The 14846-nt window shown below is 55.1% G+C and carries 16 protein-coding genes; 11 read left to right on the forward strand and 5 right to left on the reverse strand.

Annotated features, from left to right (window positions below):
* Nucleotides 1–183: 183 nt before the first annotated feature.
* The gene (locus tag ACR3FB_RS01285) at nt 184–879 is read right to left on the reverse strand and encodes a GntR family transcriptional regulator (RefSeq protein ID WP_480563501.1); all 696 of its coding nucleotides are present in this window, start codon (nt 877–879) and stop codon (nt 184–186) included.
* 44 nt (nt 880–923) lie between these two features.
* On the reverse strand, nt 924–1526 hold the full coding sequence (locus tag ACR3FB_RS01290; RefSeq protein ID WP_480563504.1) for a maleate cis-trans isomerase family protein: 603 nt from the start codon (nt 1524–1526) through the stop codon (nt 924–926).
* Nucleotides 1527–1820: 294 nt separating this feature from the next.
* Here ACR3FB_RS01290 and dctP point away from each other — a divergent pair, with 294 nt between their 5' ends.
* The 10 genes from dctP (at nt 1821) to ACR3FB_RS01340 (ending at nt 10571) form a co-directional block, all read left to right on the forward strand.
* A complete protein-coding gene (gene dctP, locus ACR3FB_RS01295; RefSeq protein WP_480563506.1) occupies nt 1821–2825 on the forward strand; it encodes a TRAP transporter substrate-binding protein DctP in 1005 nt (334 codons plus the stop codon).
* Between the two features lie 64 nt (nt 2826–2889).
* Nucleotides 2890–3501 carry a TRAP transporter small permease gene (locus tag ACR3FB_RS01300; protein WP_480563508.1) on the forward strand — a complete coding sequence of 204 codons (612 nt, stop codon included), beginning with the start codon at nt 2890–2892 and terminating at the stop codon, nt 3499–3501.
* Nucleotide 3502: 1 nt separating this feature from the next.
* Nucleotides 3503–4798 (forward strand): TRAP transporter large permease, encoded by a 1296-nt coding sequence (locus ACR3FB_RS01305; RefSeq protein WP_480563510.1) that lies wholly within the window; start codon nt 3503–3505, stop codon nt 4796–4798.
* A 152-nt stretch (nt 4799–4950) separates the two neighbouring features.
* Nucleotides 4951–6105 (forward strand): M24 family metallopeptidase, encoded by a 1155-nt coding sequence (locus ACR3FB_RS01310; protein ID WP_480563512.1) that lies wholly within the window; start codon nt 4951–4953, stop codon nt 6103–6105.
* A 129-nt stretch (nt 6106–6234) separates the two neighbouring features.
* Nucleotides 6235–6438: a hypothetical protein gene (locus ACR3FB_RS01315; protein WP_170471590.1), complete on the forward strand. Its 204-nt coding sequence runs from the start codon at nt 6235–6237 to the stop codon at nt 6436–6438.
* Nucleotides 6439–6442: 4 nt separating this feature from the next.
* Entirely contained in the window at nt 6443–7849 is a 1407-nt protein-coding gene (locus ACR3FB_RS01320; RefSeq protein WP_480563514.1) for an amidase, read from the forward strand.
* Nucleotides 7850–7851: 2 nt separating this feature from the next.
* Complete coding sequence (locus ACR3FB_RS01325) at nt 7852–8661, forward strand: PhzF family phenazine biosynthesis protein (RefSeq protein ID WP_480563516.1); 810 nt, start codon at nt 7852–7854, stop codon at nt 8659–8661.
* A 198-nt stretch (nt 8662–8859) separates the two neighbouring features.
* A complete protein-coding gene (locus ACR3FB_RS01330; protein ID WP_480563518.1) occupies nt 8860–9180 on the forward strand; it encodes a hypothetical protein in 321 nt (106 codons plus the stop codon).
* A 49-nt stretch (nt 9181–9229) separates the two neighbouring features.
* On the forward strand, nt 9230–9946 hold the full coding sequence (locus ACR3FB_RS01335) for a HupE/UreJ family protein (RefSeq protein ID WP_480563521.1): 717 nt from the start codon (nt 9230–9232) through the stop codon (nt 9944–9946).
* A gap of 13 nt (nt 9947–9959) precedes the next feature.
* Nucleotides 9960–10571, forward strand: a complete 612-nt coding sequence (locus ACR3FB_RS01340) for a transmembrane anchor protein (protein WP_170666236.1) — start codon at nt 9960–9962, stop codon at nt 10569–10571.
* Nucleotides 10572–10724: 153 nt separating this feature from the next.
* Here the strand turns inward: ACR3FB_RS01340 and ACR3FB_RS01345 are convergent, their stop codons facing one another.
* From ACR3FB_RS01345 to ACR3FB_RS01355, 3 genes are all read right to left on the reverse strand, one after another.
* Nucleotides 10725–11993: a sensor histidine kinase gene (locus tag ACR3FB_RS01345; RefSeq protein WP_480563524.1), complete on the reverse strand. Its 1269-nt coding sequence runs from the start codon at nt 11991–11993 to the stop codon at nt 10725–10727.
* Nucleotides 11994–12067: 74 nt separating this feature from the next.
* Nucleotides 12068–12727, reverse strand: a complete 660-nt coding sequence (locus ACR3FB_RS01350; RefSeq protein WP_480563526.1) for a response regulator transcription factor — start codon at nt 12725–12727, stop codon at nt 12068–12070.
* 37 nt (nt 12728–12764) lie between these two features.
* Complete coding sequence (locus tag ACR3FB_RS01355) at nt 12765–13295, reverse strand: PepSY domain-containing protein (RefSeq protein ID WP_480563528.1); 531 nt, start codon at nt 13293–13295, stop codon at nt 12765–12767.
* 200 nt (nt 13296–13495) lie between these two features.
* Between ACR3FB_RS01355 and ACR3FB_RS01360 the strand changes: the two genes are divergently transcribed.
* The gene (locus ACR3FB_RS01360) at nt 13496–14629 is read left to right on the forward strand and encodes a hypothetical protein (protein ID WP_480563530.1); all 1134 of its coding nucleotides are present in this window, start codon (nt 13496–13498) and stop codon (nt 14627–14629) included.
* Nucleotides 14630–14846 lie beyond the last annotated feature (217 nt).

Below are 14846 nucleotides of genomic sequence, written 5' to 3' on the forward strand. Positions count from 1 at the left end.
GCGCTGAGATGTTTCTATCTCCGTCATGTCCAACGTACAATTTTTGGCGAACAGAAGCGTTTGCTCCCAATGGTTCGAAATCTAACCAGAATGCGGTTGTGCCAATGGGAAAGGTCAGGTGATCTGCCGAAACCAATTTTTCTGAAGTTCTAAGAAAATTCCAACGAGCATTGAGCAATCGACTCAAAACTCACATTCTTCTTGTCGCTTCAAAAGATGTGTCTCAATCAGTTGAAAAGCATATCCGATGTAGACTCTCTGCAGAAATCCGACGGCGGCGATGTCTTCACGCTCCAGTGCTTTGGCCAAGTCAGAGGTCTCTCGCACCAATGAATCGTAGGCAACTACGCCAACAATCTGTTCCATGCGATGCCAGACGCTGGACGACTGGAAATATGCCTGGTTCCAGAATTCGCGCAGAGAGTGGTTTCCGATCAGAGATGTGATCAGGGTCTGTAGTCGCTGGTTCAGTTTTACGTATTCCTGAGAGTCCAGTTGCTCGCGCAGTACGACGGCTTTTTCATGGATCGAACGCGCTTCTTCGCGGTGATATTCTGTGACAGTGATCGGCGACAAGGTTCCGATTAACTGTGCAAGCTCCATCCTCATTTCGTAGAGATGGCGGACACGTTCTGCTGAAAGCTCGATGACAACGGTGCCGACACCATTGCGCGTCTCTACCAATCCAAGATGCCCGATGCGCGCGATGGCATCTCTGACGGGGGTTCTGCTGACTCCGAATTCTTTGGCAAGCGCAGCCTCTTTCAGTTGCGTGCCTGGAGGGTAGTGCGCGAAGCAGATGCGCTCCAAGACTTGTTCTTGGATCTCGTCTACGGTTGCCTTTGAGGGCGCCGCAATTCCTGAATCTGCGATAGTCACGGTTCTGATCCCTCTGGGTGCTATTTGCTGTCTTAGACTACCAATCAGTAGTCTCTCAACAACCGACCGTACCCAGCAATTTGGTCATCAACACCCGCTTTACGCAAGACATCGCATGCCATGGCTTGATTGGAACAAATTACGGGTTTGTTCAGGGCGTCTTCGAGCCGTTCAATGACTTCGAGTGACCGCAACGCACCGCAGCTAATAAACACGGCATCGGCCGCCCCGGAATCGACCGAATGGGCCAACTGTTCGATCACGTCCGGGCGCACACGGATCATGTCGCTGTCTTTTTCCAGATTCAGGCCGAGTATATCAGTGACATGGAACCCTTGATTTTCAAGATATTGTTTTTCTCTCAGATTTACTTCTTCCAAATAGGGTGTGCACACCGCGATCTTTTCTACCGCAAGTGTTTTGAGAGCGCGAATGGCGGAGGTGATCAAAGAGGTCGCGATCGCGTTGGGTGCGCCTTTGCGCAGTTTGCGAAATACGTTTTCTTCGCCCAGGACCAAACTGCCGGACGTGCAGGCATAGCTGATCACATCCAGACTACCATCTGGCAACAGGGTTGACGCAGCGCGTGCCAGGTCAGCCCCGACTGCGGTCAGACTGTCAACTGTGATGCTGTCTGGAATGGCCACCCGGGTGAAATGTGCACCGACGCCTTCTGGTATCAGTTCCATCATATCGTCTTCGATTGTCTGCTCGGTCGCGAGTAGGACGAAACCTATTTTTGCCCGTTTGTGGCGGCCTCATCGAACATGGATCCTGGATCACCTCTCATAGCCTGCATGCACCTACTTCATTTTTGTGTGAAAATAGCGACTAAAATTGATCATTGACATTAAGCTGTATACAGGTCAACTGTCCCGCCAGCCTGATTGGGGTTCCTCAAGCACAGGCCGAGATTCGATCAAAGGGAGGTACCTTCGTAAATGCAGGTGTCAAAATTTCTGAAAACTGGGGCTGTCGCACTCGGCTTTGCCGGGTTCACCGCGTCTAGTGCATCGGCTCAGGACATCATCCTGGGCCACGTCATGGATCAGGAACACATCTTCCACAAAGTATCCGAACAGTTCATCGAACGGCTGGACGAGCTTTCTGGTGGAACCATGTCGGTTTCTTATCACCCCGGTGGTGATCTGGGTGATTGGACATCGATCGTTGAGCAGGTCGCTCAAGGCGCTGTTCAGATGACCATGTCGTGGAACCATTCCGAGCTTGATCCGCGCTGGGACGTGTCCGTTCTGGGCTATGTCGCCAACGACTGGGAGTCGGGCAAGGAAGTCTACGGTCCTGGTTCGACGATGAACGAAGTCTACAACGGCATAATGAACGACTTGGGTATGGAGTTGCTGGGTACGATCCCGACCGACTTCACGGGTTTCGTTGTGCGCAAAGGCGTTGACGTCCCAGTGAACTTCCCGGCCGATGCCGAAGGTTTCAAGATGCGCGTTCCGGGTATGCCCATGGCGATCGAGCGGTACAAAGCAACCGGCTTTTCGGCCGTTCCGATGGCATTCTCCGAGGTGCATACAGCATTGCAGACCGGCGCCATTGACGGTCGGGCTTACTCGCCGCCATCCGAAGTTCTGTTGTTCAAGGACGTGCTGAGCGCCTACGTCTTCACGCGCGAGAACTTTGAACACACCTTCTGGACTGCCCACAAAGCTTGGTTTGATGGCCTAACAGCGGAGCAGCAAGGCTGGGTGAAAGAGGCGGCCAACGAGGCTGTTACTTGGGCGTGGGAAAACGCCGAGTCCGAAAGCCCCAAGTGGTTCGAGCAGATCGAAGCGGCCGGGATTGAAGTCGTTGAACTGACCCCCGAGCAGCTGGATGCCTACCGCTCAAAGGTTGTCGCCGTCGAATACCCCTACATGGAGGAGATCATCGGCACAGAAGTGATGGGTGCCATCAAGCAGGCGACCGGCGTGGAATAGCGCCACTTACGAACACGCGCAAACCAAGCTTTGCGCGTGTTTCCTTTTGGGGATGGGAGGGAAAATGACCAAGGATATCTTGCACACGGACAGTCTGGACGATGTTCTGGTGCCTTCACCGATCATACCGGTGCCTGCGGCAGAGGATCGCGTTCTGCCTGTCTATCGCGGCCTGGATGGCCCGTACGCGCTGGAGGCCAAAGTTGCGTGGCTGATGCGAGTCATCATGTTTGTCGCAATGCTTGCCCTTGGCCTGGTCATGGCCGCGCAGGTTTTCATGCGATATGTCATTTCGTCTCCGTTCCTTGGTATCGAAGAGCTGGCACCGATGATGGCCTTGTGGATCTACTTCATCGGAATGGCGTATTGCTCGCGCGAGCGTGACCATATCGAAGGTGGAGTGATGTCGCTGGTCTTTCAAAATCGAAAGACATTGCTTGCCTTCCGTTTGTTCGGGTCGATCCTCTGCCTGGTCGCACTGGTCGTTTTTGCCAAATACGCTTGGGATTTTGCGCAGTTCAACATCGACCTGAACCGCAAAAGCTCGTACATGAAATTCCCAAAATACATGTGGGATCTCAGCATGGTCTTCGGCTTCGTGCTGATGGGTTTCTACATGCTGCTGCAGATTTTCCTCGAAGCCCGCGCCCTGATCACCGGGAAAGGGGGAGAATGACATGACGCTGTTTTTCGTCGCCATCGCAATTGTCATTGTCCTGCTGCTGATCGAAGTACCCGTCGGCTTTGCCTTCGGCATCGGTGCGCTTGTCTTTGGCACTTTACAGGGCACAGACATCTCGTTTCATGCCGGGTTCGGCTATTCGCAGGTCAGTGCCTTCTCGCTTCTTGCCATTCCGCTGTTTATCCTGTCGGGCACCCTGATGGGCGCTTCGGGGATATCCGAGCGACTCCTGGATTTCGTTAATTCCTTCGTCGGACGCACCAAGGGCGGGCTTGGCGCAGTTACTGTTGTGACTTGTGCGTTGTTTGGCGCGATTTCGGGATCGGCCTCTGCTGCGATTGCGGCCATCGGGAAAATCATGGTCCCGCGCATGATCAAGGAAGGGTATCCGCCGGGCCATGCAACTGCGCTAGTGGCTGTTTCTTCTGTTCTGGCTCTGATGATCCCACCCAGCATTCCAATGATTGTCTTCGCGATTGCGATCCGCGAGTCAGTGGCCAAGTGTTTTCTTGCAACCATGGGCCCCGGGATCCTGCTTGCCGCGACCTATTGCGCGTTGAACTTCTGGTTTCTGCGCAACAACACGACGATCACGGTCGCTGAAAAACTGTCGTTCTCGGGCACCGTGAAAGAAATCGGCCAAACCGGTAAACGTGCAAGCCTTGCGATCATCATGCCGGTGATCATTTTGGGTGGCATCTACAGCGGCATCGCCACTCCGACCGAAGCAGGGTCGATGGCGCTGGTTTATACTCTGGCCGTTGGTCTGTTGATCTACCGTACGCTGCCGTTCGACAAACTGTTTGCCTCAACAGTCGAAGCCGCACGTCTGACTGGCGCGATCCTGATGGTTCTGTTTTTCCTGTTCGTCATGAGCCGCGGTATGGTTTTGGCCAAGGTGCCGACACAGTTTGCCGATCTGTTGCTGACCATATCGGAAAACAAGATTGTCATCCTGTTGTTGATCAATCTGCTGTTGCTGATCATGGGCATGATCATCGACGACGTTTCGGGTGGCGTTCTGGCTGCGATTATCCTGCTGCCGGTAACGCAGAAGATTGGTTTGGATCCGATCCATTTCGCTGCCATTGTCGGTACAAACCTGGGATTGGGCAACATCTCTCCGCCCTGTGCACCGCTGCTTTACATGGCCGGGGGCGTCACACGACAACCCCTGTCAACCTATGTCGGCCCGACCTTGAAGTTCCTGCTGTTGGGTCACCTGCCGATGGTCTTCGTTGTTACCTTCGTGCCGCCGGTCGCTCTTTTCTTGCCGGGTCTCCTAAACTGAGGCGCGAAAACGCCGCCCGCGTGGAAGGCGGGCGGCGTTGAAATTGAAAATTGAAATGGCCGCCCAGGCGACAATGACAGGACGGCCTGAAGTTCAACCCGGCCATCGGTTTTGGTGTCATGCCGTTGGCTTTTCTCGAAGGAAAAAGGCACATGCTTGAACACGCAAAACAAAGAACGACTGAGCTTCAGAGCCGCATGAAGGATGCAGGCATTCAAAAGGCAGTGTTTACGGATGAAAGCTCAATGGCCTATCTGGCAGGTTTCTGGGGTTACCTGGGGATCGAGTTCGGGCGCCCAACGATGTTGGTGGTGGACGCGGATGACTCGCCAGTCGTCATCACACCGCTGATGGAGTCGGAGATGGTCGGTGCGATGACATGGGTCGAAGACGTGCGCACCTGGGAAGATATCGGACAACGCACATGGGGCCGCGCGCTGGCCGGTGCTTTGGGTGGTAGGCCATCCGAGATCTGGGTTGAAAAGGGGTCGATCCCTGCAATTGTCCGCAATCATCTGGACGAGACTTATCCGGGCGTTCCTCTTAAGGATATCTCTCCGGTATTGGGCGCGATGAGGACCATCAAATCTCCCTTCGAAATAGAAGTGATGAAACAGGCTGGAGAGATCGCTGGCGCGATGATGCTTGCGGCGCATAATTCCTTGAAAGAAGGCGCGCAGGAATACGAGAGCGCGCTGGCGGTAATTGATGCAGGTTCGCGCAAGGCGGCCACTTTCCTGACCGCCAAGGGTTGGGACAGCTTCGTCTCGCCCATGATCCACAACCTGCAGATTGTTCAAAGCGGCAAGAATACCTCGATGGTGCATGGTCGCGCCGGTGTTAAAGCCTATGAAAAGTTTGATCCCGTCTATTTCTGCTTTTGCAACATGGCGCAGTTCAAACAGTACAAGCTGGGCTTCGACCGTATGTTCCACATCGGCGAAGTGAAAGACCTGGACCGCGAAGTGCAGCAGGCTGCGATTGACGCGCAGCAAGCCGCGATCCACGCGATCCGCCCGGGCGTTCTTGCCGAAGACGTCGCTGCAGCCGCCAACGAAGTCTATAAGGAACGCGGTTATGAAACCGGCTACCGTACCGGTCGATCCATCGGTGTTGCATATCTGGAAGCGCCGGAGCTGAAAGCCGGAGACAAGACAGTTCTGCAGCCGGGCATGACCTTTGCGGTGGATGGCGGCATCTCGGTCGATGGTGTCACTGCAGGTCGGATTGGTGACTCGGTGGTCGTGACCGAAACCGGGTTTGACTACATCACCAACTATCCGCGTGAGATCCTGCTTAGCAAATGAACCTACTGGCGGTGGTATCGGTCTGGGCAGCAGATTGCCAAATGGTTGAACTATCGCAACTGTGACGCACGAGCTCGGCGCGCGTATTGCGCGTCGGAAGATTCATCGGAACCTACGTGGATGGGCAACATGCAAAAACTGAAAAAAGAGACTCTGACAGGTATCTGCAATCAGATGGCCTCGCACGACTGGAGCGATGCGGAAATAGACGAGCTTGTAGACCCGAAACTGGGTATCATCACCGGATTTCAGGAGTTGCTGGACGAGTTGGAGGTCCTTCGCAAGATCGACCTTGGCACGATACCTCCGGCCCTGACTGTTCAGAAGCGATAGACAGATGACAAATGAAATATCGTTTGACACTGTCCGTGGTCTGAAATCCAGACTCGATGCCAATGAAATAACGCCAACCGAACTCGTCGCGTTTTTTGCCGAGCGGATTGCAAGGCACAATGACCGTTCCAAAGCCTTTATCACCGTGACAGATAAATCTGCGCGCCAGGTGGCCGAGACCCTCACGCGCGACGATCTGGAGCGGTCGCGTTTTGCGGGTATTCCATACGCATCCAAAGATCTTTTCGACATCCAAGGGGTTCTGACATCAGCTGGATCGCGTGTGTTTCATGACAGAATTGCATCGGAGGACGCCTTTGTCATTGCCCGTATGCGAGAGGCAAACGCGCTGAGCCTGGGCAAGACCAATCTTCATGAGTTTGCGTACGGCGCAACCGGCGAGAATGAGGTCTATGGAACCTGCGTGAACGCCTATGACCCAAGACGACTGGCCGGAGGATCATCCAGCGGATCAGCGGCAGCGGTGGCCTTCGGCTTGGTCCCTGCCAGCCTTGGTACGGACACTGGCGGATCAGTGCGCGCGCCTGCAGCGTTGAACGGGCTAGTCGGACTGAAGCCTACCATCGGCCGAGTGCCGACGACGGGTGTGGTGCCATATTGCTGGACGTTAGATCATGTGGGCATCATGACTCGAGACGTCACAGATTGCGCTGATTTACTCGGGATCATTGCGGGTTACGATCCGCGCGATCCGGGTTCGCAAAACCTTGCGGTCGAAGACTATGCCGCAGCGCTCGATGGCGATATCTCTGGGTTGCGCATCGGCATTCCGGCCAATTTCTATTTCGAGCGAACCGATCCGGAAATCTTGACAGCATTGGAGGATGTAAAGCGCTTTGTGACTGCGAAAGGCGCGGCCTTGGTCCCCGTGACCTTTCCGGATCTTGAACATAGCCGCGCCGTGTCTCTCACCGTTCAGATGCCGGAAGCTCTGAGCGCGCATTCGGCCTATTTGCAAGACCGGGGTGAACTTTATGGGCAGGATTTTCGCGCCGGATTGGCGCTGGGACAGACGCTCCTGGCGGAACACTACATTCGGGCCAAACGCTTCGTAGAACTCTATCGGCAAGAGACCAACGCGTTGTTTGATGAGGTCGACCTGATCCTGACGCCGGCGACGCCGGAAATTGCGCAAAAGCTGGGAACTGTGAAGACAACCCGTGACGGTGTGGAAGAAGCAGTTGGCAATGCCATCACGCGCTTTACCACCTTCTTCAACATGTCCGGCCATCCTGCGCTGACGATGCCCTGTGCAATTCACTCGGAAGGATTGCCGATTGGGTTGCAGCTGGTTGGCAGGTATTTCGAAGAAAGCACGGTTCTTCGTGCCGCCTTTGCCATTGAAAACGACGGGGCGTTCACAGTCCCGCGCCCGAATGTAGACGGCTAGAGATGAAACTTCGAACCTTTATTGTCGATGCCTTTTCAGACCGCACGCTCAGCGGAAACCCTGCTGGCGTTTGCCCATTGGATCAATGGCTGCCTGTACAGGTCATGCAATCCATCGCGAGTGAACTGAACCAATCTGAAACGGTGTTTTTTGTTCCCCGCGCAAATGCGCGCCATCGCGCGGAGCATGCCGAATTCGACATACGTTGGTTCACCCCAACGCGCGAGGTGGATATGATCGGACACGCGACCCTTGCGGCTGCTCACATCGTATTCTCCAATCTCGAGGTCGGGTTGGATGCGGTCACCTCCCATTCCAAATCCGCCCGGATGATTGTTCGACGTGGGGAAAACGGATTGCGTCTGGATATGCCCGCACTTGTGCCAGAGGTGGTCGATGCCCCCACGGGTCTGATCGAAGCACTTGGGAAGAAGCCTTCAGCTTTATTGGCTGCAAAGCACTATCTGGCTGTTTTTGAGAGCGAAAATGATATTCTGAGCTGTGCTCCGGATTTTGCCGCTTTGGCAAAACTACCGTTACCCGCAGTGATCATATCGGCGCAAGGGACAGGGGAATTTGATTTCGTTTCACGGTTCTTTGCCCCGGCAAATGGTGTGCCAGAAGATTCCGTATCAGGCGTTTCACATTGCTGTTTGACGCCATACTGGTCTCGGAGACTGGAGAAAAAACATTTGTTGGCTCGTCAGCTTTCTGCGCGAGGCGGAGTCATTGCTTGTGAAGCGGATGGCAACCGCGTCATCCTTGAAGGAACTGCTGTTACTTCGTTGGAAGGTTTCTTGGTTGTTCAATAGAGCTACTGCCAACCGACCCTGGGCGCCAAACGGACCGCAGAGGCTCTTAGGCACGTTTCTGCCGCGCTGATCGTGCTGGATGGCTTGCGACTTTTGGTGATTTTGACATACAAGTCGAGATAACCCTTGGGGGGGATATAGAAACGCCGCAGAGGCACTGAAAACGTGAGAGCAGTTCAAAGATATACGCAGAATGCGATGGCAGCTTTGATCTGCCTGTCTTTGATCTTTTGGTCGCTTCAGCCAAACGTGGGCCATGCTCCGACAGTGATTGAAACCGTGCAGGAGCATTTGCAGATCATTGCAGAGCACGGGCATACCCATGGCTTTGAAGAAGATTTGTTGTGGGCGATGCACGGGCACAGTCATGATGGTGCAGATCACGACCACAGCCAAATGGTGATACCGGAACCGGAAAATGCGCTGTCACTGGCCTCGCTCTCAGATGACAGGGCGTTCGACCGAGTGCCGGGCGGCCCAACCAAGAACTACGGTATAGACCGGCCTCCGCGCGTGTGACGTCGCCCCAATCGGGGTTTTCGACATCACATAACAACGGAGAACATCCATGAATCTAATCTCACGGGGTCTAGACAGGCGCGCGACGCTCCTGCTGGCCCTCATTATAACCAATCTGGCACTGAGCACGTCTCAGGTGCTGGCTCATAACGTCACTGAAGGCGATGCGGGCTACATCCAAGAAATCTGGGGCGTGAACATCATCCCCTTCATGTATCTTGGCGCAAAACACATGGTCACAGGCTACGATCACATCCTATTCCTGCTTGGCGTCGTGTTCTTTCTCTATCGAGCCAAAGATGTCGGCATCTATGTCAGCCTCTTCGTGATCGGACACTCGACAACAATGCTGTTGGGCGTTTGGTTTGGCTGGGGCGTAAACGCATATATCGTCGACGCCATTATCGGCCTTTCGGTTGTCTACAAGGCGCTCGACAATCTTGGTGCGTTCCAGCGCTGGTTGGGGTTTCAGCCGAATACCAAAGTCGCGACGCTTATCTTTGGCCTGTTCCACGGCATGGGTCTGGCGACCAAAATCCTCGACTACGATATCGCTCCGGAAGGGCTTCTTGCCAATCTGTTGGCGTTCAACGTGGGTGTGGAACTTGGCCAGCTTACGGCCCTTGCGATCATCCTTATCGTTATGGGGTTCTGGCGCAAAAGCCCTTACTTCTTCCAGCAAGCTTACAGCGTAAACGTCATCATGATGACCCTCGGGTTCATTCTGATGGGCTATCAGATGACCGGCTATTTTGTTGCCGCGTAACGGAGTTCAGAAAATGTTCAACACAGAAAGACCAAGTCTTGAAGAACTGCCAAGCTCGGCTCAGCTTATCCGCTCGACCGTCATTGCAGGTGCGTCTGCCGTCGCGATCCTTGTCACGGTGGTTCTGCCAGCCGAATACGGGATCGACCCGACCGGCGTTGGCCGCGTGCTCGGGCTGCAAGAGATGGGCGAGATTAAATCGCAACTTGCAGACGAGGCCGAAGCAGACCGCAAACTCGAAAGCCAGGATCAGTCGAGCTTGCTGAACGACGTCCTTGGCCTCTTTGTCGGGTCGGCTCATGCGCAAGAGGCCGAGGTCTGGCAGGATGAAACCAGCTTTATACTGACGCCCGGAGAGTCGACTGAATGGAAGCTGGTCATGGAAGAAGGCGCGACGGTTGAGTACCGTATGGTCGTTACAGGCGGTCGGGTGAACTTCGACCTGCATGGTCACGGTGGCGGTCAGTCGATCACCTATGAAAAGGGGCGTGGATCGACCGGTGCCGAAGGCACCATCGAAGCGGCCTTTGCCGGTGAACATGGTTGGTTCTGGCGCAACCGAGACTCTGGTGACGTATCAGTGATGGTTCAAGTCCGCGGGGACTACAGCGAGGTCGTCGATTAAACGAAGCATTCGTCGCGCAGGTTTTCTGCGCGGCGGATCATTTAGGCGAAGGGAGGTTTCGGGCCTTTAGTACCGCATCATGTCAACACGCTGTCCACGCCCGTCTTGGCGCCGTGCGGCGACGCGGTAGGACACTGTCGCCACTTTGCTCATCTATTGGCTATATGTCTCGCGCCCAATGTTCACCTCACAGGCCAAGCCCCCCAGGCGCTTCGATATTCCAAGTTCCAGCGTTCCACCGTAGGCGGCCAATAAATCAACGGAAATCGGCAGCCCCAACCCTGTTCCTTTTACAGAGGTATCGAGTCGACCGCCGGAACGCAGGACCTCAAGCCGGGCCTCCTCTGGGATTCCGGGGCCGTCGTCCTCGACGCGAAGTTCGATGCCGCTGCCCGTGCGCCTGGCGGTGAATTGGAATGTCGTCCGGCTCCATTTGAGGGCGTTGTCGAGGAGGTTTCCGATCACTTCCTCGATGTCTTGGGGGTCCATTCGAACGTGAAGACCAGCCTCGCAATTCGAAACAAGCGTCTTCCCCTCGCGTTCGGCCATCACCGAGAACAACCGGGACAGTCGTTCCACCGAATTCGAAAGATCTGTCCTGGAATGCGTTAACTCTCCGGTGTTTGATGCGCGCATGCGCGCAAGTGAACGGCTAAGCTGGGCGTCAATTCGGGTTAGGGCTTCTTCCGCAGGTTCCGTATGTGCGCCGGCGTTTGCCAGATCCGCCAATTCGTTTCGTAAGATGGCCGTCGGTGTCTTGAGGGCATGTGCCAGATCCGCCGCTTGTCTTCGCGAACCTGAGACAATCTCGCGGTTTCGATGCAGCAGTTTGTTGAGATCTTCCACCAGAGGAGAAACCTCCTCTGGGTAGTCTTCGGGAGCCAGTTCATCGCCCCGATCCCAGCGATGAGCGACATCGGCACGCAACTTCCGGAGCGGGCCAACAATGGCGGACATCAACAAAAGAGAACTTGCCACTCCGATCAAACCAACCAATCCGAAAACCGGGAGCAGGTATCTTTGTGCAGCGCTGCGTTCGTTGATCAGTTCGCTCCTGCTTTCGGCGACAGTTACGCCCCACTCCGTTCCGTCTTCGAACGTGATCTTTTGATAGACGCTACGAATGGCTTCGCTATCTGGACCAGAGGTGTTCCAAATGATTGTTTCGTTATTTTCGCGCGGAGGCTCGGCGATCGTTTCATCAAAGAGTGAAGCCGATGTATAGATGGCGCCGGTACTGTCTGTTACTTGCCAATACCGCCCCGAATATGGCGTGCTATAGGCCGGGTCGAATACCAACTGCCGCAGGGTTTCAGGGTCATCCGTGGTGGCGCTGAGGCCAACAACAACCTGCGTGTGCCGGTCTTGTAGCGTTGCGTCGAACTGCTCCAGAACGCGCGTGTTGATGTAGGAAAACACCATCAGCGTACCGACGCCTACGGACAACGCTCCCGAAGCGATACCTCCGAGTAAGGCCCGTTGGCGCAACGAGAGCATTAGGCGGAATCAATCATATAGCCGCGACCCCGGACGGTTGTGATCAAATCGGAGCCCAGTTTTTTGCGCAGGCGGGTCACAAAAACCGCAATCGTGTTGGAATCTCGGTCGCCGTCATATTCGTAGATGTGTTCAGACAACTCAGTACGCGACACCATCCGACCGATGTTGTGCGCCAGATAGGTCAGAACAGCGATCTCCTGCGCGGTCAAATCGACAGGAATGCCCCCGACCGTAACCCGACCGTTCCGCGTATCCAGAGAAACTTCTCCCATCTCTATCACGAGGTTCAACTGACCGCTCTGACGTCGCAAGATAGCCCGTACCCGCGCCGCCAATTCAGGCATGTGAAACGGCTTGGTCATATAGTCATCCGCGCCAGCATCCAGACCGTCGACGCGTTCGCTCCAGCCATCTCTGGCCGTCAGGATCAAGACCGGGGTTTTGACACCCGCGCTGCGCCATTCGCGCAGGACCGAAATGCCATCACGCTCAGGCAGGCCGATGTCGAGGATGATCATGTCGTACGGTTCAGTCGACCCCAGATGCAGGGCATCTGTACCATTGTTGGCCACGTCGACCACGCGACCTTCCGCACCCAATAGCTTTTTGACTTGCTCACAAAGCTGGGGTTCGTCTTCAGCAAGGAGTATTCGCATATCCAGAGACTACAGCTAAATCAGCGCGATCTTAACTCTATTTTTTTCCACCGCCATTGCCGCCGCCATTGCCGCCGCCATTGCCGCCGCCATTGCCGCCGCCGTTGCCACCGCCATTGCCGTTTCCATTTCCACCGCCGTTGCCGTTGCCGCCAGCATTGCTTCGGCCCGCACTGTTCCCACGGGTGGCAGAGGCGCTCTGACCGTTGTTGCTTTGGGATTTGGTCGAATTGCGCGCGGCTTCGGAAATCTCGCGCCCGGTACTTGAGCGGTTCGAGACAACTGTGCCGGTTTCGGCGTTCACGATCACGCTGACGATCTTTCCGCCCGGCTTTTTGACCAGAATACGATAGTAGATCTTGTCTGTTTTGAATGCGCGCGCATCAACAGGGGTTCCGCCGTATGCTTTTTTCACGCCTTTGATGACACGGTTCAGCCGTATCGCACCGCCTGACAACGTCGCCATACGCAGTTCAGACTGTTTGAGTTCGCGTGCATCTGCCGCCGCTTGTCCCCCGGACAAGGCGGTTAGCAAAGCTGCAACCAGAAAAAACGCTTTGGCCTGCATAACACCCTCAAACACCTTCTTCGAAGACTACTAGGCCAGACATGAACCGATGATGAACAAGCAGTTAGCCCTGCGTTCAAGCGACCTCAAGTTAAATCAGTGGCAAGGGCTTTGATTCGACTGCGAGTCAGACTGCCGAAACACTGTGGTCAACCTCAGTATGCGGACTGCCGTTGCTGAAGGTTTTGAGGAGATTGAAAATGAAAACCACCAAGTGCGGACTGCTTAAAGCTTCGACGATCGCGATTGCCTTGTTGGGGTCAACGGCCATTGTAGCCACCGTCGCAGCTCCTGATTTTGCTTATGCCAAGCCGGGTAACGGTAATGGTGGCGGCAATGGCGGTGGAAACGGCAATGGAGGCGGAAACGGTGGTGGCAACGGCGGCGGAAACGGCAACGGCAACGGCGGTGGCAATGGAAACAGCGGCGGCAATGGCAACGGTGCTCAGGGAGATCGCGGAGACAACAGCTCGGCCGGGAATGGTGGCCGTGGCAACGGAGCCGACAAAAGCCGTGGCGGCACCAGAGTCGGGATATTCGGGCAAGGGAAAACAAAGTCTCAGTCTGCTCGGTCCGGTACGAAAAAAGGCGGCGGGTTCTCTCTGAAAGATCTGTTCAACGGGAATGGCAAAACTCGCAAAACGGCAACCACCTCAAGGGTTGCCACGACAACCCTTCGAACGCAGAAGGCCAAGGTGCAAAAAACGGTTCGTCAGACTGTCATTGTAGAAGAGTCCAAGCGTCCCGTTTCCCGCACCAAAGGTAATCGTATGGCTGCGCTGCTTGGTGCACACCCGTCCGAGTTGGGCGCACTGAACGCGGCCAATGCAAGTCCAACGGCCCTCGCCAATGCTGCGCCCAATTCGCGGGTTGGCCGAATTGCCACGTACCGCGACACTGTGCTGGCCGGAGAGCCCTTGCGCGAGGAACTGGAAGAACAGTTGGAGCTCCTTGAGGGGCTGGAAGAACCAGATCGGACAGTTCAAGAAATCGAGGATGACTTGGAAGTCGCATTGGGTGAGGTTCAAACCAACCGGGACACGGTCGCAGAGCTTGAACAGGCATTGGAGGACGCGGGTGGTAGCGATCCGGATATCGAAGCACAGCTAGAAGAGGCCCAAGCTGAATTGGACGCTTCTATTGATGAAGCCCAGACTTTGAACGACGAGAGGCAGGCAGCCATTGAATACAACGAAGCTGTTGAAGAGGTGGAAGAGCTGACAGAACTTGTTGAAGAGCAAGACCTGGCAGAACGTGAGGCCCTGGAAGCTGCTGCCAACAAGCCTGTCACCGATGCAGTCGAGGAACAGGTCAAAGCCCTGCTGGGGCTGTGACCTGAGGCTTCCCGGCCATCGCCAGCCTCCACTTCAGGATGAACTGAAGGCGGGAGCGTCGATAAGTCTTTCGGATACCAAGTTGGCAGGTCGACCCAGTCGACCTGCTAGGCGCAAACTCTTGATGATTGCGATGCGCAACAAGAAAATCCCGCCCCAAGTTGGGACGGGATTTATGTTACAATTCCGATGTTTAGGACGATAATCGAGAATTGTC

Source organism: Ruegeria sp. AO1, assembly GCF_056535985.1.